This is a genomic window from Streptomyces sp. 7R007, from assembly GCF_054850255.1.
In genome coordinates, this window is sequence record NZ_JBTWMV010000002.1 from 44,809 (window position 1) to 64,334 (window position 19,526).

The window sequence follows — 19,526 nt, forward strand, 5'->3', positions numbered from 1 at the left end:
CGATCGCCGGGGGTACCCGCAGTTCCGCATGAACCCATCAGCAGCCGACTATCGGAGGTGGCGGGTATGACAGCCTCGCCTCACTCGTCGATGGAAACCCATCCCGACATCATCGACATGCACCGGCGCCATGAGATGGCCGAGCGTGCCACGACCACTCCGCAGGCGCAGGCCGTCGAGACACTGGCCTTCCTCACGGGGGTCTATCTGGCGGCGTCCCCGTGGATCGCGGGGTTCAACGGCCTGTCGACGCTGGCGATCAACAACCTGATCGTCGGCATCGCCTACGCCCTGCTCCTGAGCGGTGGCTTCGGCCGCGCCTACGATCGCACGCACAGCATGGCGTGGGCCGCCTGCGCCCTGGGCGTGTGGACCATCATCGCGCCGTGGGCCGTCGCCGGTGACGTCAGCACGACCAGGTCAGTGGTCAACAACGTCATCGTCGGCGCCGTCGCCCTGCTCCTGGGCATGGCCGCCAGCGGGCTCGTCGGACGCAGTACGCCGCGCGGCGGCGGCGAGACCGGCATGCCGACGGCGTCGTACGGAGCCGGCCGGAGCTGACAGCCCGCCGGACGTCGTCCGCCACGAGGGAGCCCGGTGCCCGGGTGCACGCCTCCGAGCGTGCCGCCCGGGCACCCGTGCGCCGGAAGACAGGATTAGGTTTCCCCGGGACGGCTACACATGGTCCGACCCCCACAGGGTCGGACGGCGTGCGCAGCCTCGCCGACCGGGCCTTCCGCGCACGACGGAACACGAGGACGTCGATGGCGACACACACGGAGTCCGTCACGCCCGCCCCGGCCGCGGCGCGCCGCGGCAAGGGCCAGGTGGTCGTCTCCTGGCTGACCACGACCGACCACAAGAAGATCGGTCACCTCTACCTGATCACGTCGTTCTGCTTCTTCCTGATCGCCGGCGCGCTGGCCATGCTGATCAGGGCGGAACTGGCCCGGCCGGGGCTGCAACTGCTGTCCACCGAGCAGTACAACCAGGCGTTCACCATGCACGGCACGATCATGCTGCTGCTGTTCGCCACCCCGACCTTCGCCGGGTTCGCCAACGAGATCATGCCGCTGCAGATCGGCGCGCCGGACGTCGCCTTCCCGCGGCTGAACATGCTCTCGTACTGGCTCTTCCTCCTCGGCGGGCTGATCGTCCTCGGCAGTTTCCTCACCCCGCAGGGCGCCGCCGACTTCGGCTGGACCGCGTACACGCCTCTGAGCGGTCCCATCCGCAGCGGGTACGTCGGCGCCGACCTGTGGATCATGGGGCTCGCGCTCTCGGGATTCGGCACGATCCTCGGCGCGGTCAACTTCATCACCACCATCATCGGGATGCGCGCGCCCGGCATGACGATGTTCCGGATGCCGATCTTCACCTGGAACGTGCTGCTCACCTCGGTGCTGGTGCTGCTCGCCTTCCCCGTGCTGGCCGCCGCCCTGCTCGTCCTGGAGGCGGACCGGAAGTTCGGCGCGCACGTCTTCGACGCCCAGTACGGCGGGGCGATCCTGTGGCAGCACCTGTTCTGGTTCTTCGGGCATCCCGAGGTCTACATCCTCGCCCTGCCGTTCTTCGGTGTGATCAGTGAGATCATCCCCGTCTTCTCCCGCAAGCCGATCTTCGGCTACCTGGGGCTCATCGGCGCCACCATCGCCATCACCGGCCTGTCGGTGACCGTATGGGCGCACCACATGTTCGCCACGGGCGCCGTGCTGCTGCCGTTCTTCTCCTTCATGAGCTACCTGATCGCCGTGCCGACGGGGGTGAAGTTCTTCAACTGGATCGGCACGATGTGGAAGGGGTCGGTGTCCTTCGAGCCACCGATGCTGTGGGCGGCCGGCTTCCTCGTCACCTTCCTCTTCGGCGGTCTCACCGGCGTCATCCTGGCCTCGCCGCCGCTGGACTTCCACGTCACCGACACCTACTTCGTCGTCGCGCACTTCCACTACGTGCTGTTCGGCACGATCGTCTTCGCGATGTTCGGCGGATTCAGCTTCTGGTGGCCGAAGATGACGGGCACCATGCTCGACCCCCGTCTGGAGAAGATCCACTTCTGGACGCTGTTCGTCGGCTTCCACACCACGTTCCTCGTCCAGCACTGGCTGGGCGCGGAAGGCATGCCCCGCCGCTACGCCGACTACCTGGCGGCCGACGGCTTCACCGCCCTCAACACGGTCTCCTCCATCGGTGCGTTCCTGCTGGGCCTGTCCACGCTGCCGTTCCTGTACAACGTGTGGAAGACCGCACGGCACGGGGAGCGGATCGAGGTCGACGACCCGTGGGGATACGGCCGTTCCCTGGAGTGGGCCACCTCGTGCCCGCCGCCCCGGCACAACTTCCACTCGCTGCCGCGCATCCGCTCCGAGTCCCCCGCCTTCGACGCGCACCATCCCGCGGTGGCCGACCTGGACCAGCGGCACCACACCGGCAAGCGCGACGCGATCGACGCGCCGGGACACGAGGGCGGGCCTTCCTGACCCGCCTCCTGTCCACCCCGTCCTCTCCACCCCCTCAACCGGAGGCCGTATCCATGACCGAGAACCCATCCGCAGCCCAGCGGCCGACGACGCCGGGTCCGGTCACCCGTGACCACGTACGGCAACTGCTCGCGCCCGGCGGGGGTTCCGCCACGCTGGTCGTCCTGGAGGGCCGGGCCGAGGTGATCGACGCCGGGGAGCTGGACTCGGACCGGTACGCCGGAGCCGTGGACGTCGTCTCGGGCGAGGAGCTCGCCCGCCGGGCCGGCTCGGATCTCCCGGCGGGCCAGGACCTGGACGCGCTGACCGGCGTGTTGAACACGATGGTCGCCAAACTCGGCGCCTGAGCGCGACCTTGGAGACCGCCGAGGTCACGGGCCGCCCAGGTCACCAGCCGTCGTAACCCCGGTCGGGCGCGACCCCGGGGACGGCGGCGGACAACAGGCTCGTGATGGTCGCGCCGATGACCAGGAAGACGGCGGCGCTGGCCACCTGGGAGCCCGTGCTCAGGCCGGTGGTGAACGGCAGCAGCATCATCGCCACCGTCACCAGCGAGGCGATCCAGGTGAAGAACGCCCGCGGCCGGGCCACCGTGACCAGCAGCAGATGCAGCAGGCCGGTGGCCACCAGGGCGGCGACCGCGCCCCAGGCCGCGAGGTAGCCGGTGGTCGCGTCGCCCCACACACCGGCGTGCCGGGGCGCGAAGACCGCCACGTCCAGCACGCCGCGGATCAGCAGCGTGGCCACGACGGCCGCCAGAGCGGCGACCGCCGCCGTGGCGGCACCGGTCGCCCACAGCCGCCCCGCCGCCACACCGGGAGGCCTGCCCTCCTGGTAGCCGGCCGGGCTCTGCGGCGGATAGTCCCTGTACGGGGTACCGGACACAAGATCACCTCACTGGAGAGTGTCGGTGCGCGCTGGTCCGGGTGCCCCGCCTCGGCCCGGTGATGTCGGTGCGGTGATGTCGGTGCGGCGCCTGGTGCGCGCCGAACACCGCCGGACATCCGCTTCCTCTAGAAGAAGCCCAGTTTCTTCGGCGAGTACGACACCAGGAGGTTCTTGGTCTGCTGGTAGTGCTCCAGCATCATCTTGTGCGTCTCCCGGCCGATGCCCGAGCCCTTGTAGCCGCCGAAGGCCGCGTGCGCCGGGTAGGCGTGGTAGCAGTTCGTCCAGACGCGACCGGCCTGGATGGAACGGCCCGCGCGGTAGGCGGTGTTGACGTCCCGGGTCCACACGCCCGCGCCCAGACCGTACAGGGTGTCGTTGGCGATCTTCATGGCGTCGTCGAAGTCGTCGAAGGAGGTCACCGAGACGACCGGTCCGAAGATCTCCTCCTGGAAGATCCGCATACGGTTGTCGCCCTCGAAGATGGTCGGCTGGACGTAGTAGCCGCCCTTCAACTCGCCGTCGTACTCGATGCGTTCGCCGCCCGACAGGACCTTGGCGCCCTCCTGCCGACCGATGTCCAGGTAGGAGAGGATCTTCTCCAGCTGGTCGTTGGAGGCCTGGGCGCCGATCATCGTGTCCGTGTCCAGCGGGTGACCGGTCTTGATCTGCTCGGTGCGGGCGACGGCCGCCTGCATGAACTCGGCGTAGTGGCCGCGCTGGACGAGCGCCCGGGACGGACAGGTGCACACCTCGCCCTGGTTGAGGGCGAACATCGTGAACCCTTCGAGGGCCTTGTCACGGAAGTCGTCGTCCGCCGACCAGATGTCCTCGAAGAAGATGTTCGGGGACTTGCCGCCGAGTTCGAGGGTGACCGGTGTGATGTTCTCGGAGGCGTACTGCATGATCAGCCGCCCGGTGGTGGTCTCCCCGGTGAACGCCACCTTCGCCACCCGCGGGCTGGAGGCCAGGGGCTTGCCCGCCTCCACGCCGAAGCCGTTGACGACGTTGACGACACCGGGCGGCAGCAGGTCGGCGACCAGGCTCAGCCAGACGTGGATGGACGCCGGGGTCTGCTCGGCCGGCTTGAGCACGACCGCGTTGCCCGCGGCCAGCGCCGGCGCCAGCTTCCAGGTGGCCATCAGGATGGGGAAGTTCCACGGGATGATCTGCGCGACCACGCCCAGCGGCTCGTGGAAGTGGTACGCCACCGTGTCCTCGTCGACCTCGCCCAGCGAGCCCTCCTGGGCGCGGATCGCGCCCGCGAAGTACCGGAAGTGGTCGATGGCGAGGGGGATGTCGGCGGCCAGCGTCTCGCGCACCGGCTTGCCGTTCTCCCAGCTCTCCGCGACCGCCAGCTCCTCGAGGTGGGCCTCCATCCGGTCGGCGATCTTGAGGAGGATGTCGGAGCGCTGGGTCACCGAGGTACGCCCCCACGCCGGGGCGGCCGCGTGCGCCGCGTCGAGCGCCCGTTCCACGTCCTCCGCCGTACCGCGCGCGACCTCGGTGAAGGGCTGCCCGTTCACCGGCGAGGGGTTCTCGAAGTACAGCCCGCGAGCCGGCGGCACGTACTCGCCCCCGATGAAGTGGTCGTAGCGCGCCTGGTAGGAGACGATCGCGCCCTCGGTGCCGGGCGCCGCGTAACGGGTCATGTCTCAGTGCCTCCTCGGGAAGCGCCGCCCGCCGTTGGGCGGCTTTCCCCGGGAGGCTAGGGACGCGGACGTTGCAACCACGTTGCCGGGCGGCCCACGTCCCGCGGCCCGCCCCTCGGCGCCGCCAGCTCGGACTCCAGCACCGCGAGCCGGGAGCGGACGGCCGCCGTGGGCCGCACCGCGGCCAGCGCCCGCCACACGTCGAGGTCGTCCTCGCCCCACGGCGCGTGCGCCCAGTCCGCCAGCAGGTCGGGATCCCGGCGGGCGATCAGCGCCGTACGCAGCCCGTCCGCGAGACGCCGCCTCAGCCGTACGACCGCCGGGGCCTGGGACCCCGGCAGCAGCGGCCCGGTGTAGGCCGTCGCGGCCGCCGTGACCGCCCCGGTCTCCAGCCGCCGCTCGACGACGGCGACGTCCGACTCGACCGGCGCGGTCAGCCGGTACGGCCGCGACCCCAGCAGCTCCGCGCCGAGAATCCGGCGCAGCCGGGCCAGTTCGGCCCGCAACGTCACCGGCGTCACCGACTCGTCCTCGTACAGCGCGCACAGCAGCTCGTCGCCGGACATGCCCTCCGGGTGGCGGGCCAGCAGCACCATGATCTCGCTGTGCCGCCGGCTCAGCCTGATCGTGCGCCCGCCGGTGCGCAGGTGCGCCTCGTCCCGGCCCAGCGCGGTCAGCTCCGGCGTGCCGGTGGTGTGCCGCTGCGGGGTGAGCAGCGCCAGCTGCGACTCGGCGGCACGGGCGACGGCCTGCACGAAGGCCAGGCTGTGCGGGTGCGCGAGCCCGTCCCCGCCGGTGATGTCCACCGCGCCGAGCACCCGCCCGGTGCGCGGATCGTGCACCGGCGCCGCCGCGCACGTCCACGGCTGCACCTGCCGGATGAAGTGCTCGGCCGCGAAGACCTGCACGGGCCGTCCCACCGCGACCGCCGTCCCCGGCGCGTTGGTCCCGACCGCCGTCTCCGCCCAGCGGGCCCCCGGCACGAAGTTCATCCGCCCCGCCCGCCGCCGGGTCGTGGGATGGCCCTCGACCCACAGCAGCCGGCCGTGCGCGTCGCACACGGCGAGCAGATGCTCGCCGTCCGCGGCGAACGTCCCCATCAGCTCCCTGAACAGCGGCATCACCCGCGCCAGCGGATGCTCGGCCCGGTAGCTGCCGAGATCGCCGTCGGCGAGCTCCACGCTCGCCGTGCCGTCGGGCCCCACGCCGGCCCGCACGGAACGCCGCCACGACTCGGCCACCACCGGGCGCACCGGCCGGGAGACGGTGCCCACCTCGGTGAACGTCTCGTGCGCGCGTCGCAGCATCCGGACGCGCTCGGCAGGGTCGGCCCCCGGCTCCAGGGCCACCCACGGATCGGTCAACTCGGCCTCCCCGACAGGCGTTGCGGCTGAGGACATCGTCACTCCGCGTACCCGTATGGACAACCTCTTCGACCGCGGTCACCCGATCGTGGGCGTGCCGGTGGCGCTCAGGCGAAGTTGACCAGCCTTATGTAGCGCGTCCAGTCCCAGTTCGGCCCCGGATCGGTGTGGTCCGTGCCCGGCACCTCGTAGTGGCCGATGATGTGCGCCCGGTCCTTGGGGATGCCGTACCTGGCGCAGACGGCCGCCGTGAGCTTCGCCGACTGTTCGTACAGGGCGTCCGTGAAGTAGGCGGGCTGGTCCACCCAGCCCTCGTGCTCGATGCCGATGCTGCGGGTGTTGTAGTCCCAGTTCCCCGCGTGCCAGGCGATGTCGGCCTCCCGCACACACTGCGCGACGTGCCCGTCGGCCGAGCGCACCACGTAGTGCGCGGACACCGCCTTCCGCGGGTTCTGGAAGATCGACAGCGTGTTGGCGTAGGTCTCCTGCGTGACGTGGATGATCACGTAGTCGAGGGGATAGGCGGTCGGGCGGTTCGACACCGTGTAGTTGGAGGTGCTCGCCGGCTGCCACTCGGCGGGCGGGTAGTCGACGGCCTGGGTGCGCGCACCGGCCTGGGGCTCGGGGAGTAACGCGTACGGGACGGCGGCCAGGGCGACGCCCTTGAGGAAACGCCGTCTGCCGGCGCTCGGTCTGGCTTCTCGCATGGAGACGCGCCTTTCGGATGAGACGTGGGGGATGTTCAGCCGCGGAGCGTCGCCGCGGTCTCCCGCAGCCGCGCGTGCAGGCCGCGGTGAGTCTCGCGCGCGGGCAGGTATTCCTTGCGGATCTTGGCCACGCAGGTGTAGTTCGTGTCGCACACGTTGGCCAACGGCGACTCGACGGCCTGGGTCACGAACTGGTAGGCGTCCAGCTCGGAGAACCCGTAGTCGCGCACCAGCCACTGCACGAGGTCCAGCTGGGATATCCGGAACGCGTCCTCCAACGGGCGTGCCGAACCGGTGGAGATGAGATGCGTGTCGGACTCGATGCGCGGCCACGGCGTGGCGAGCCCCTTGAGCAGTTCCACCACCACGACGGTGTTCATCGCGCACTCGACGGCCACCCCGCAGGTCTCGCCCTCGCCCTGCCGCGCGTGCCCGTCGCCGAGGCTGAGCAGCGCGCCCTCGACGTTCACCCCGAGATAGCAGGTCACGCCGGCCCGCATCTCGGGCGTGTCCATGTTGCCGCCGTGCGCGTCGGGCACCAGCGCCGAGCGCACCTCCAGGTTGGCCGGGGCCACGCCGACGGTGCCGTGCATCGGGTCGAGGGGCAGCTCGGCCTCGATGCCGCTGTCGTGCGCCCGGAACAGCGCCGTGCGCCGGTCCCGGTCCAGCTGCCAGATCCACACGGTCTCCGGCAGGGGCGGCTGCAGCGTGGCCGTCGTGTGCGTCGAGGTGAGCGCGCCGAACAGGGGGACCGTGGTCGACGCGGCCCAGTCCCGGGCGGGTTCGATCGACACGAAGTGCACCGCGACCGTGTCGCCCGGCTCGGCGCCCTCCACGTGGAACGGACCGGTCTGCGGGTTCAGGAACGGGAACTCGCAGACCTCGGACACCAGGTCCTTCTCGGACCGCACCCGGCCCGCGAAGCAGTCCTCCGTGTACAGGTCGAGCACGGTGCCGGGCGCGATGCGCGCCACGGGCGGCGCGCCGCCGAACGTCCAGGCGTACTCGTCCGGTTCGGGCCGGACGGTCAGGATCCGGGGGTCGCTCATCGCTGCGCAGCTCCGTTCTGCGGAAGGCCGGTGGGGGACGGGTCGTCGAGATGGACACGGGCGGTCTCGGCTATGCGCTCGGGATGCCGCCGCAGCAACACGGCCAGCACCACCACTCCCGCGGCCATCCATACCCCGACGACGGGTCCCGCGTAGGACACGGGAGCGGTCAGTTCGGTGACGAAGTCGAAGACGGGCAGGCCGGCCGCCGTCAGCAGCGCGGGCACGAACGCGACGATGCCGAGCAGCGGCAGGACCAGGTGCCGTACCGGTTTCAGCGACTGCCGTCCGCGGCGCAGGAAGTAGCCGGCGCAGGCGAGGTTGACCAGGATGTACACCCCGATCACGACCGTCACGATCACCGTGGCCAGCAGCAGGAACGCCGTCACCGGGTCGTATCCGAACCCCAGCCCCAGCACCGCGCCCACCGCCACCACGCTCTGCACGGCGATGCCGGCGACGGGGGAGCGGTGTTTCGGGTGGAGGGCGGCGAAGACGCCGGGCAGGACGCGGACCCGGGCCAGGGCGAAGGCCGTGCGTGTCGAGACGTTGGCGCACGCGTTGGCGTTGGCGATCGTCGAGTTGACCACGGCGAGGAACACCAGCACCCAGAACAGCCCGAACGACGCCCGGGCCACCCCTTCCCAGGAGGCGGCACCGTCGGCGCCGAACCTCCCGAAGCGGTCGGGGCCGAAGTACACCGTCATGGCGTAGGTCGTCACCACGTAGAACAGCCCGATCGCGAGAGCCGCGCCGAGCACCGCCCGGTGCATCGTCCGGCGCGGGTTCCTGGTCTCCTCGGCGAGCGGTGCCGCCGCCTCGAACCCGGCGAAGGCCAGCACCGTGTACACGGACCCGGCGAACACTCCGCTGATGCCTTGGTAGTCCGCGGCCGTGTGGGAGGTGCCGAAGACCGACAGGGTGTTGTCACCGCCCGCCCGGACGATCAGCCAGAGGGCGAACACGAGGAAGACGAGGACCTCGAAAACGCCGAGCACGGTGCCGAAGCGAGCCGAGGCGCGGATCCCGAAGTAGCCCGCCGCCGTGATGATCGCGGCTCCCGCGAGCGCCCACGGCCACCACAGGTGTGCCGGATACGCGGACCACTCCTGGTGCAGCGTGCCCGCGGTCGTGAACCCGAGCTGTAGGAGCAGCAGCGGCGGGACCAGGGCCTCCACGAAGACGTAGCCCCAGCCCACGAGGAACCCGACGGCCGGATGCAGTCCCTGGGCCGCGTACGTCGCCACCGAGCCGGCCGCCGGCATCTCGCGTGCCAGCTCCGCCACGCAGGACGCGGTGAACAGGCAGGCCACCAGCGCGATCAGCACCGACAGGGGCAGGCTGCCGCCCGCGAACGCCGCGCCGGACGGAATGGACGCGGCGACCGCGGCGGCCGGTGCCATGGCCGTGATGCTCTGGAACAGGACCTCGCGCAGCCCGATCGCGTCACGCCGAAGACCCGCGTCCGCTGTTCCCGCCCCGCGCCCTGGGCCCGTGTGTGCTTCCCCCGCCATGTGAATCCCCCTCAATTCACGCCGAGACGCCCGGCGTCACCCGGGTCGACGGGTGCGCCTCGCGGGAATCACGGTACGGCGCTGGCGGGTTGGGCAGAAGAGTCCGGCGCGGTTCGGTGGACGGGTGCTCGATTGTGGAAAACCCGGCCACTCGTGTGGGTGAACCGGCGTTCTGATCAGGCTCGTTCCGCCACCGCGGCGGGGTCGTCGAGCACCGACCGCACGACCGAGTGGGCCGCGCCCAGCAGCGGTCCCTCCGAGCCCAGTCGGGACACCAGCACCGGACAGGCGGGTCCCGCCGTGCGCCGGTCCAATTCGGCCTCCAGCGACGGCAACAGCCACGGCGCCAGCCCGGCCAGCGCGCCGCCGAGGACCACACCTTCGGGATCCAGCAGGTTGACGGCTCCGGTCAGCGCGATGCCCAGCGCCGTACCGGCCTCCCGCAGCGCACCCCGCACGGCCTCGTCACCCGCGGCGGCACGGTCGGCGAGCAGCCCGACCCGGTCCTCGCCCGGCTCCAGACCGGCGGCCCGCAGCACCGCCTCCTCACCGGCGTACTGCTCCAGACACCCCAGCCCGCCGCACGCGCACGGCGGCCCGTCCGGGCGCACCGGAACATGCCCCAGCTCGCCCGCGAAACCGCGCTTCCCACGCAGCAGCCCTCCGGCCACGACGACCGCCCCACCGATGCCGATCTCCGCCGACACGTGCAGGAAGTCGCGCGGAGTGCCGGCGCCGAGCCAGAGTTCGGCCAGGGCACCGAAGTTGGCCTCGTTGTCGACGGTCAGCGGGAACCCCCTCGGCAGCAGGGTGCCGAGGTCGGTGCCGTGCCAGTCGAGGTTCGGGGCGCGGACGACGGTACGGGCGTCCCGCGCCACCAGACCCGGGACGGCCACCGCGAGCCCCGCCGGCCACAGCCCCTCCTCCTCCGCCTCGGCGACCACCCGGCGCACCAGACCCGCGAGCTCCGAGAGCACGGGCTCGGGAGCGCGGCCGCGGTTCACACCGTGCCGCACCACCCGGGAGCGGACCTGACCGCGCAGGTCGACGGCGCAGACGGCCAGGTGGTCGACGCCCACCTCGGCACCGATCCCGGCCGGCCCGTGGCCGCTGACGGCGAGCGCGGAGCCGGGACGGCCCACCCGGCCGGGCCGCTCGGGGCCCAGCTCGTCGAGCAGGCCGGTCCGTATGAGCTCGTCGACGAGCGAGGAGACGGCGGCACGCGTCAGCCCGATCCGTGAGGCCACGGCGGCGCGGGAGAGCGGGCCCTCGGCGCTGACGGTGTGCATCACCCGGGCGAGATTGCGGCGGCGCATGCCCTGCTGGGTGTCGGGCAGGGCGCGCCCCGGTCCGGCCGGGTGAGCCTCGTGCAGCGGTGCGGTCATGCCCCCAGTCCTCAGCGCGCGTCCGGGCTCCGCTCCAGCAGCGGGGCCGCGTCGGAGAGTACCCCGGAGATCCTGGCCAGCGTCGCCTCGTCCCGCTCCACGGCATCCAGGACCGGGCCCCGGGCCGTGTTCCAGCGCCGGGCGACCGCGGCCGGGTCCTCGCCGGTCAGCAGGCCCGCCGCCTGGGCCGCGGCGCCCAGCGCGACGAGCTCCTTGGCCTCGGGCACCTGGACCGGTCGGCCCGACAGCCGCCGTACGGTCTGCTGCCAGGCCGTTCCCCGGGCCCCGCCGCCGATCAGCAGCAGCGGGGCGGCCGGGTCGGCGTCCTCGTCCAGCACCAGGTCCAGCGCGCCGAGCAGCGCGTGCACGGCGCCGTCGTAGGCGGCCTGCAGGAGCTGGCCGGCGGTCGTGTCGTGACGCAGGCCGTGCAGCAGGCCCGAGGCGCCGGGCAGGTTCGGGGTGCGCTCGCCGTCCAGATACGGCAGGACGGTGACGTCGCCGGCCGGCTCCACGGCCTCGCGGTCCAGGCCCAGCAGGGCGGCGACGCGGTCGACGGCGAGCGTGCAGTTCAGGGTGCAGGCCAGCGGCAGCCAGTCGCCGCGGGCGTCGGCGAAGCCCGCCACGGTGCCCGTCGGGTCGGCGGGGCGCCGCTGGGAGACGGCGTACACCGTGCCCGAGGTGCCGAGGCTCATCACCGGCGTGCCGGGGCGCAGCCCGAGGCCCAGCGCGGCGGCGGCGTTGTCACCGGTGCCGGCCGCGACCAGCGTGCCCTTGGAGAACGGCAGGTCGTGGCTGTCGCGCACGGTGCCCGCCACCTCGCCGGGCCGCACCACGCGGGGCAGCAGCGCCGGATCGAGACCCACGTGCGCGAGCGTCTCCTCGTCGTACGACTCCGTTCCCGAAGCCCACCAGCCCGTACCGGACGCGTCACCCCGGTCCGTCGTGCCCTGTCCGGTCAGGCGCTCGGTGAGGTAGTCGTGCGGCAGACGCACCGCCGTGGTCGCGCGGACCGCCTCCGGCTCGTGCTCGGCCAGCCAGGCCCACTTCGTGACCGTGAAGGAGGCGCCGGGCACGCTGCCGGTGCGCTCGGCCCACCCCTTCGGGCCGCCCAGCTCCTCGATCAGCCGCCTGGCCTGCGGCGCGGAGCGCACGTCGTTCCACAGCAGGGCCGGGCGCACCGGCTCGCCTCGCGCGTCCAGCGTGACCAGGCCGTGCTGCTGGCCGCCGATCGACACCGCGGCGGCCTCGTGCGCCGCGTCCCCGCACTGGTGCAGGGCCTCGCACAGGGCGTCCCACCACTGGCGCGGGTCGCTCTCGCGTCCCGCTCCGGAGGTCACGCTGTGCGGCGCCTGGCCGCTTGCGACGACCTGCCCGGTGGCCGCGTCGACGACGAGCGCCTTGGTGGACTGGGTGGACGTGTCCACGCCGACGACGAGCGGACCCTCGGCTGCTGACATCGGGCTCTCCCTAAATTCGCGGCTCGGCTTGCGCGGCTCGGCACGTTACGGCTCTCAGACTGTGGTTGAACAGCGTGTTCCGTCACACCCAGCCTGCTCTCTTCCCAGAGATGCGTTCGCATACTAATTTGTAAACCGCCATGACGAAATAGTCGCAAGCAAGCGTCGCCATCAAGCAAGGAGCCGCGGCATGAGCTACCAGCCCACCCCCGACGACAGGTTCACCTTCGGCCTGTGGACCGTCGGATGGCAGGGAAGGGACCCCTTCGGGGACGCCACCCGGCGGGCCCTGGACCCCGTGGAGACGGTGCAGCGCCTGGCCGAGCTCGGGGCCTACGGCGTCACCTTCCACGACGACGACCTGATCCCCTTCGGGTCCTCCGACAGTGAGCGCGAGTCCCACATCAAGCGCTTCCGCCAGGCCCTCGACGCGACCGGCATGACCGTGCCGATGGCCACCACCAACCTCTTCACGCACCCGGTCTTCAAGGACGGCGCGTTCACCGCCAACGACCGCGACGTGCGCCGCTACGCGCTGCGCAAGACGATCCGCAACATCGACCTGGCGGTCGAGCTCGGCGCGAAGACCTACGTCGCCTGGGGCGGCCGCGAGGGCGCCGAGTCCGGCGCCGCCAAGGACGTGCGCGCGGCCCTGGACCGCATGAAGGAGGCCTTCGACCTCCTCGGCGAGTACGTCACCTCCCAGGGCTACGACCTGAGGTTCGCCATCGAGCCCAAGCCGAACGAGCCGCGCGGCGACATCCTGCTGCCCACCGTCGGTCACGCCCTCGCCTTCATCGAGCGCCTGGAGCGCCCCGAGATGTACGGCGTCAACCCCGAGGTCGGCCACGAGCAGATGGCCGGCCTGAACTTCCCGCACGGCATCGCGCAGGCGCTGTGGGCGGGCAAGCTCTTCCACATCGACCTCAACGGCCAGTCCGGCATCAAGTACGACCAGGACCTGCGCTTCGGCGCCGGCGACCTGCGCGCCGCGTTCTGGCTCGTCGACCTCCTGGAGAGCGCCGGCTACGACGGCCCGCGTCACTTCGACTTCAAGCCGCCGCGGACCGAGGACCTCGACGGCGTGTGGGCGTCGGCCGCCGGCTGCATGCGCAACTACCTGATCCTCAAGGAGCGTGCGGCCGCCTTCCGGGCCGACCCCGAGGTGCAGGAGGCCCTGCGCGCCTCGCGCCTGGACCAGCTCGCCCAGCCGACGGCCGCGGACGGCCTGCAGGCCCTGCTCGCCGACCGCGGCGCCTTCGAGGAGTTCGACGTGGAGGCGGCCGCCGCGCGCGGGATGGCCTTCGAGCGGCTCGACCAGCTGGCGATGGACCACCTGCTGGGGGCGCGCGGCTGAACGACACGCGTACGCGCGCGTGCGGGGCGATCCACCGTCAGGTACGCGCGCGTGGGCCTGGTGAAGGACCACCCGGATACGCGCGCAGTGATCGGTCCCCGCGCGGAATGCTCCGGAATCGTGCGGTCCATGGCATCGGGCCGTATCAACTTCCCGGCGGGGCTCGCGGCATGCCCGTTGTGCGGCGAGTCTGGACGGTATGGCCATGCCGCCCGTACCGCCTCAGCCGCCCGAGCCCCCGGGGAACACGCCGCCGCAGGGCGGCGGATTCGGCCCACCGGAGAAGCGCTACGACCCGCCGACCGAGCGCCTTGACCCACCGACGGAACCCTTCGGACGCACCCAACGCCTCGGTCCCGCCGAAGGATTCGGGCCGTCCTCCTACGGTGCCGGGCCGCCGCCTCCGCAGCCGCCCGGGCCGCCCGACGGAGCGGGTGGCCCGGCAGGTCCGAGGCGGCGGCGCAACCCGCTCTTCGTGCTGCTGGTCGGGATCGCGGCGATCGCGGCCGTGGTCGTCGTCGTGCTGATGGCGTCCGGGAGCGGCGACTCGTCGGACAAGAAGTCGCCGGCGCGGAGCAGCGCGGGCTCCAGCCGCTCGTCCACGCCGTCCCCGGGCATTCCGACCGAGCTGCCGAGCCGGCTGCCCAGCAAGCTGCCGACCCGCCTGCCCAGCGAGCTGCCCAGCAGCGTCCCGAGCGATCTGGAGTCGCTGATCCCGTCGCTGGTCGGTGACCTTCCCTAGCCGTCAGATGCCGTGCGGCAGCCGCACGTAGACCACCGTCGTCTCGATCCCGCTGTCGACCAGCCGTCCCTGCGCGTCGAACGCGCCCACGCCGTCCGTCATCCCGAAGTCGTTGTCGTTGACGAGAGCGAGCGTGTCGTGGTCCACGCGCGCGACGCCCTCGATCTTCCCCGGCACGCCGGTGACCTTCCCCAGGTCGACGACGAGCTTCTTGCCGAGCACCGGGACGCCCGAGGCCGCCGGGTCGGCGAGCTGCTCCAGGGAGGGGGACGTCGTGTCGTCGTCGTAGGGGCCGCCGAGGATGTCCGCCTCCCGGCTCAGCCGCACGAGCTGGAGACGGGCCGCCTTGTCGGTGCGCTCCTCGACCAGCAGCCGGTCGCCGCCCACGGCCACGACCGAGGAGATCTTCAGCTCGGAGGTGTCGTCCTCGCCGGGGTCCACCACGCCGACCGGGTCGAAGCGGTAGGCGTACTCGGCGGTGACGGCCTTCCTCTTCGGCGAGAAACGCAGCAGACGCGTGGTGCGCGAGGCCTCTCCGGAGGCCGTGTCCGGCAGCGACAGGGGGCTCTGCAGGGCGATCACCAGGTCGCCGCCGGAGAGTTGGGCCAGACCCTCGAAACCGCGGTTGGTCTTGCGGTGCAGCAGGACGGCGGGCAGCGCCTCCACGACCGGGTAGTCCGTGCCGGTGAGGTCGAGCCCCTTGGGCACGTAGCGCGTGAGGACCTTTCCGCGCGCGGAGACGTGCACCAGGGACGGCCCGTACTCGTCGACGAGCCAGAAGGTCCCGTCGCCGGCACGCACGATGCCCTCGGTGTCCAGTCCGTCGGGGTTGTACGACACAGGCGTCTGGGCGTTGTAGTCATAGGGCGCCTCGTCCCGTCCGGCCTGGTTCGGCAGCCCGGTGACCGCCTTCCCGGAGGACGTGGTGATGGGGATGGCGCCGAGCACCTTCACGGTGTCGCCGGTGACCCGGATCCGCACGATCGCCGGGTCGAAGCCCGGCACCGGGAAGGTGCGGCGCTTGGTGCCGTTCACCTTGATCTGCCCGTTGGGACCGCGGTCGGTGACCGTCCAGAACTCGCCCTTGCGGCCCGCCGGGTAGATGTCGCTGCCGATCCCGCCGAGGTCGATGCCGTGGTCGTCGTCCACCGTCCCCGGAAGCAGCGCGTTGCTGAACGCGCCGAGGGGGATGTCGCCGAGCGTCGCCGTGCGGGTGACGTGCGCATCCGCCGACGAGGCGCCCGCGGCCGGACCGGCCGCCGCGAGAGCCGCGATCACGGCGAGCGGCACCCCCGCCGCGACGGAACGATGGACGCGGCGCCGGCCGGTGGCGTGCGGGGACATCAGGCCTCCTGAGGTCAAGTTCGTTGCTGCTGGCCAGATTTGGGTCCCACACGGAATGCCGCGAGACGACGGGGTGAACGCAGGGCGTCGGACGTTCGACGGGCGGACGCCGACTTGCCGACGAGGGACGAAGACCGTCGATGAGCAGGGTGAGCGGACGGCACCGGGTTCCGGGGGAGGCGGCGGTTTCCGCCACGGATCTGGTGACGCTCGCCTGGCGCAGCGGCATGCTGGTGCGAGGACTGACCGCGCTGCCGTTGAAAGGGGGCTGTCCGGCCCACGACACCCCCAGCCGTACGCCGTAGGTTGGGGTGTCCCCTTCCACGAGACAGCATCTCCACGAAGACAGCAGCGCGCTCTCAGGGATTCGTCGGGGTCGCGAGTCAGGGACGTCTCAGGGTCGTGGTGCGGAACCGCCGTGAGCGCGGGTCCGTTTTCAGGACAGAGAGCGGCAGTGGCCGCGAAGGAGGCGACGCACATGTCGAGAAACGCGAAGATGGCCGCAGGAGGTGTGGCGGTCGGACTCATCCTGCTGTTCTGGCTGCCCTGGTGGGCCGCATTCCTGATCATCCTGGGGGTCCCGGCCGCCGCCTACCTCGCGCTGGACCCGTCACAGCGGCGGAGGCTGCGCCGCGTCACCCGCAAGGAGCTCGGCCGCTGACGCGCTAACGCGCACCGGCGGCGCGGTCGCCCAGCACGCAGGAGTCGACCACATCGCCGTCCGCGGGCCTGCCGACGGTATGGTCCGCGGGCGGCAGGGTGCCACGCTCCACCCAGGAGACCAGCGCGTCGAAGGCCGACCGGTAGCAGGGCAGGATCGGCCTCAACCGGTCCGGGAAGCTGTCGTACAGCCCGTCGACGTGCGTGCCGCCCTGGATCGTGTAGTAGCGGTGCAGGCGGCCGCGTCCGCTCGCGTCGATCATGCGGGCGTACACGTCGGAGTCGGCGGCCTTGGGCAGCAGCGCGTCCAGATCGCCGTGCAGGGTGATCAGCGGCTTGCCGATGCGTCCGGTCAGTGCCACGCGGGCCACGGCGCGGTGGACGGCCGCGGGGCGCGTCGCGTAGTCGTAGTCCGCGTCGCCGGCACACGGCGCGAGGATCTCTTCCGTGGTGGTCCCGGCGGACACCCCGGGGCAGGCGGGGTCGTAGCTCGGGTCGAACTCCGCGCGGTAGATCTTCTGCGTCAGACCCCAGTAGGCCTTCTCGTGGTAAGGCCACAGGAACTCGGAGCCCGGCGCGAACCCCACCGCGTACAGGTCCTCGTCCCGGGCCGTCCCCAGCGTCCGTGCCACGGCGGCGGGCAGGAAGGTGAGCAGGTTGGGGCCGTCCGCGGTCCACAACGCTCCCTCCCAGTCCACGCCCCCGTCGTACAGCTCCGGATGGTTCTCCAGCTGCCAGCGGGTGAGGTAGCCGCCGTTGGAGATGCCGGTGACGTAAGTGCGGCGCGGGAGCCGACCGTACCGCTGGGCCACGGCGCGCTTGGCGGCCCGGGTGAGCTGGGTGGTGCGCGTGTTCCACTCGGCGAGGGCGTCGCCGGGGCGGTCGCCGTCGCGGTAGAAGTCGGCACCGCTGTTGCCCTTGTCGGTGGCCGCGTACGCGTACCCCTGGGCGAGGACCTGGTCGGAGATCGCCGTGTCCGTCGCGTACTGCCGACGCGTGCCGGGGGCGCCAGTGACCACCAGGCCACCGTTCCAGTGGTCCGGCAGCCTGATCACGAACTGCGCGTCGTGGTTCCAGCCGTGGGTGGCGTTGAAGTGCGAGGAGTCCGGGAAGTACCCGTCGATCTGCACGCCCGGCACTCCGGACGGGGACCGGGTGGCCTTGGCGGTCAGCCCGGCCTGGTCAGCCGTGTCGGTGTACGGCGTGCCGGCGAGCCCGGCCGTGGTCAGGTCGGGCAGACAGGCGCTCCGTTGGAGGGCCGCGCCCGGCACCCGGACCTGCTCCTGCCGGGCGCAGTGACCTCCACCGCCCGCGACGGCCCCGGCGGGAGCGGGCCAGACGAGCGTGGCCGCCGCGACGGTGACGGCGACGAACGGGACACGGCGGGACGGACGCACGGCAGCCTCCAGGGCAGACGGGAGGGTGGCGGCGCCCGCCGGAGTGCGGGGCGCCGAGGACTGCCTCATGGTCGTGTCCGGCCCGTGGGCCAGCCATGGGCTAACACCACATCGCATGGCGTGCGTAAGTGGGTGCCCGCCACAGGACGCGTGTGCCCGCTCCGTCAGCTCGGCCGCACGGCCATCTTGTCGAGCGCCTCCAGCAGCCCCGGCAGCTCCGGGCCCCTGCCCACCGGCAGCACCTCACCCGGCTCCTCGTCCAGCAGGACGAACGCTATGTCGTCGGTCCTGGCCACGAGCGACCACCCCGGGCCGTCGGCGCGCAGGGTCCGTGCGTCACCGGGCGCGAAGGAGGACCGGACGCGCCCGAGCGGCGGGGGAGTCTCCACGTAGGCACGCGCCTCGGCGAGGACGCGCCGGATCTTGCTGTTCCCCCCGGACGCCGGCTTCCGGTCCCCGCCGCCGTCCCCGGCGGCCTCCTCGGCCTTCTCCGCCCCGTTCGCACCTTCGGCGCCCTGCGGGCCGTCGAACGTGGAATCGTCGATCTGCTCCCGCCACAGGGCCCACTGCAGCGCGATCTCGTCGGCTCCCAGCCGCCGCTGCGCCGGACCCCACCGGGTGGTGTCCGGCGGCGACAGCGGGGGCTGCTCGGCGACCTCGGGGTCCGGGTCGTGCGGGGCCGGCACATTCGGAGCCGCCACGGCCACAGCGAGCGGCCAGCCGGGCAGCGCGGTGACCACCGAGCGCTCGTCCGGCGACAGGTCGTACTCCATGCCGCAGTCCCAGGAGGCGATGGCCACCGCGACCAGGGAGACGTCATCGACGACGACCGTCCAGCGGGCACCGTCCCCGTCCTGGCCGAGCACCAGACCGTAGCCGTCGGCGAGCGGCGGCAGGCCGAGTGCCGCACAGGCCTCCGGATAGTCGTCGCCCAGCACGCTCGGAAACTTCGCCGGCGTCAGCAGTACCGCCGTCAGCACGTAGAGCGCGTCGTCCGCGGCGGCGACGGCCGCTTCGTCCGTCCCGGCCATCCCAGCCTCCCCATCGGTTCATCCAACGGCGCGCACCCTAGTGCGAGCGGAAGGCGCTTGTCACGACTCCCCGGCCCACCCGGAGCTGCAGTTTTCCGACTGGACGGGGCGAATCGCCCGCGGTCCGGGGAGCGCGGGTCAGGCCGCGGGAAGCCCGAGCAGCGCGCGAGCCACGGTCCGCGGCGACTCGTCGCGCTCCCGCGCGAGTGCGATCACGGCCCGGCAGGCCAGCTCGTTGACCCCGAAGGACAGGGCCTCCGGCGACACCCAGCCCGCCGCCTCGTCGATCCGGTCCTGGTCGTCCTCGGCGCAGGCCGAGACGTACGCGGCGGCGGCCTCGAAAAGATTGTGTGTACGTTTGTCCCGGCCCTCGTTCACTTCCGCGCGTACGGCGTTGAGGAATCTGACACAGGACTTGCGGACCCGGCCCAGCATTCCGACCACCTTCCCCCTGCGTGGTTGTCCTCGCCGATCGTTCATCTCCTGCTACTCAACGTAGAGTTGG

The 19,526-nt window shown here is 72.0% G+C and carries 19 protein-coding genes; 7 read left to right on the plus strand and 12 right to left on the minus strand.

Translation table 11 applies throughout. The annotated features are described in order from the left end of the window. The first annotated feature begins 66 nt into the window (after positions 1–66). The 3 genes from ACYF6T_RS03555 (at position 67) to ACYF6T_RS03565 (ending at position 2,824) form a co-directional block, all read left to right on the plus strand. Positions 67–561 carry an SPW repeat protein gene (locus tag ACYF6T_RS03555; RefSeq protein WP_461693298.1) on the plus strand — a complete coding sequence of 165 codons (495 nt, stop codon included), beginning with the start codon at positions 67–69 and terminating at the stop codon, positions 559–561. A 203-nt stretch (positions 562–764) separates the two neighbouring features. After that, complete coding sequence (ctaD, locus tag ACYF6T_RS03560) at positions 765–2,477, plus strand: aa3-type cytochrome oxidase subunit I (protein WP_461693300.1); 1,713 nt, start codon at positions 765–767, stop codon at positions 2,475–2,477. A 53-nt stretch (positions 2,478–2,530) separates the two neighbouring features. After that, positions 2,531–2,824, plus strand: a complete 294-nt coding sequence (locus tag ACYF6T_RS03565; RefSeq protein WP_461693301.1) for a hypothetical protein — start codon at positions 2,531–2,533, stop codon at positions 2,822–2,824. Positions 2,825–2,864: 40 nt separating this feature from the next. On the opposite strand, the gene ACYF6T_RS03570 is transcribed toward ACYF6T_RS03565, so the two are convergent. The 8 genes from ACYF6T_RS03570 to xylB form a co-directional block, all read right to left on the minus strand. Continuing rightward, complete coding sequence (locus ACYF6T_RS03570) at positions 2,865–3,362, minus strand: DUF6069 family protein (protein ID WP_461693303.1); 498 nt, start codon at positions 3,360–3,362, stop codon at positions 2,865–2,867. A gap of 128 nt (positions 3,363–3,490) precedes the next feature. Next, positions 3,491–5,014, minus strand: a complete 1,524-nt coding sequence (gene exaC, locus ACYF6T_RS03575) for an acetaldehyde dehydrogenase ExaC (RefSeq protein ID WP_461693305.1) — start codon at positions 5,012–5,014, stop codon at positions 3,491–3,493. Between the two features lie 56 nt (positions 5,015–5,070). After that, complete coding sequence (locus ACYF6T_RS03580; RefSeq protein ID WP_461693306.1) at positions 5,071–6,378, minus strand: winged helix-turn-helix domain-containing protein; 1,308 nt, start codon at positions 6,376–6,378, stop codon at positions 5,071–5,073. Positions 6,379–6,485: 107 nt separating this feature from the next. Beyond that, the gene (locus ACYF6T_RS03585) at positions 6,486–7,085 is read right to left on the minus strand and encodes an N-acetylmuramoyl-L-alanine amidase (RefSeq protein WP_461693308.1); all 600 of its coding nucleotides are present in this window, start codon (positions 7,083–7,085) and stop codon (positions 6,486–6,488) included. 35 nt (positions 7,086–7,120) lie between these two features. Further along, positions 7,121–8,134, minus strand: coding sequence for an acetamidase/formamidase family protein (locus ACYF6T_RS03590; protein ID WP_461693310.1), 1,014 nt, complete (start codon positions 8,132–8,134; stop codon positions 7,121–7,123). Then, complete coding sequence (locus ACYF6T_RS03595; protein WP_461693311.1) at positions 8,131–9,648, minus strand: APC family permease; 1,518 nt, start codon at positions 9,646–9,648, stop codon at positions 8,131–8,133. Before ACYF6T_RS03595 ends, ACYF6T_RS03590 begins: the two co-directional genes overlap by 4 nt. Before the next feature lie 176 nt (positions 9,649–9,824). Further along, complete coding sequence (locus ACYF6T_RS03600; RefSeq protein ID WP_461693312.1) at positions 9,825–11,033, minus strand: ROK family protein; 1,209 nt, start codon at positions 11,031–11,033, stop codon at positions 9,825–9,827. 11 nt (positions 11,034–11,044) lie between these two features. Next, positions 11,045–12,490: a xylulokinase gene (gene xylB / locus ACYF6T_RS03605; protein ID WP_461693313.1), complete on the minus strand. Its 1,446-nt coding sequence runs from the start codon at positions 12,488–12,490 to the stop codon at positions 11,045–11,047. A 190-nt stretch (positions 12,491–12,680) separates the two neighbouring features. On the opposite strand from xylB, the gene xylA reads away from it, so the two are divergent. Continuing rightward, positions 12,681–13,847, plus strand: a complete 1,167-nt coding sequence (gene xylA / locus ACYF6T_RS03610) for a xylose isomerase (RefSeq protein WP_461693315.1) — start codon at positions 12,681–12,683, stop codon at positions 13,845–13,847. 475 nt (positions 13,848–14,322) lie between these two features. Further along, entirely contained in the window at positions 14,323–14,589 is a 267-nt protein-coding gene (locus ACYF6T_RS03615) for a hypothetical protein (RefSeq protein ID WP_461693316.1), read from the plus strand. Between the two features lie 3 nt (positions 14,590–14,592). On the opposite strand, the gene ACYF6T_RS03620 is transcribed toward ACYF6T_RS03615, so the two are convergent. Continuing rightward, positions 14,593–15,933, minus strand: a complete 1,341-nt coding sequence (locus tag ACYF6T_RS03620) for an esterase-like activity of phytase family protein (protein ID WP_461693318.1) — start codon at positions 15,931–15,933, stop codon at positions 14,593–14,595. Positions 15,934–16,073: 140 nt separating this feature from the next. On the opposite strand from ACYF6T_RS03620, the gene ACYF6T_RS03625 reads away from it, so the two are divergent. Next, complete coding sequence (locus tag ACYF6T_RS03625; RefSeq protein ID WP_461693320.1) at positions 16,074–16,238, plus strand: hypothetical protein; 165 nt, start codon at positions 16,074–16,076, stop codon at positions 16,236–16,238. Between the two features lie 173 nt (positions 16,239–16,411). Further along, positions 16,412–16,594: a hypothetical protein gene (locus ACYF6T_RS03630; protein ID WP_461693322.1), complete on the plus strand. Its 183-nt coding sequence runs from the start codon at positions 16,412–16,414 to the stop codon at positions 16,592–16,594. A 4-nt stretch (positions 16,595–16,598) separates the two neighbouring features. Here the strand turns inward: ACYF6T_RS03630 and ACYF6T_RS03635 are convergent, their stop codons facing one another. From ACYF6T_RS03635 to ACYF6T_RS03645, 3 genes are all read right to left on the minus strand, one after another. After that, a complete protein-coding gene (locus tag ACYF6T_RS03635; protein WP_461693708.1) occupies positions 16,599–17,990 on the minus strand; it encodes a tannase/feruloyl esterase family alpha/beta hydrolase in 1,392 nt (463 codons plus the stop codon). 164 nt (positions 17,991–18,154) lie between these two features. Beyond that, a complete protein-coding gene (locus ACYF6T_RS03640) occupies positions 18,155–19,021 on the minus strand; it encodes a hypothetical protein (RefSeq protein ID WP_461693323.1) in 867 nt (288 codons plus the stop codon). A gap of 138 nt (positions 19,022–19,159) precedes the next feature. Further along, positions 19,160–19,456, minus strand: a complete 297-nt coding sequence (locus tag ACYF6T_RS03645) for a hypothetical protein (protein WP_461693324.1) — start codon at positions 19,454–19,456, stop codon at positions 19,160–19,162. Between the last annotated feature and the right edge of the window lie 70 nt (positions 19,457–19,526).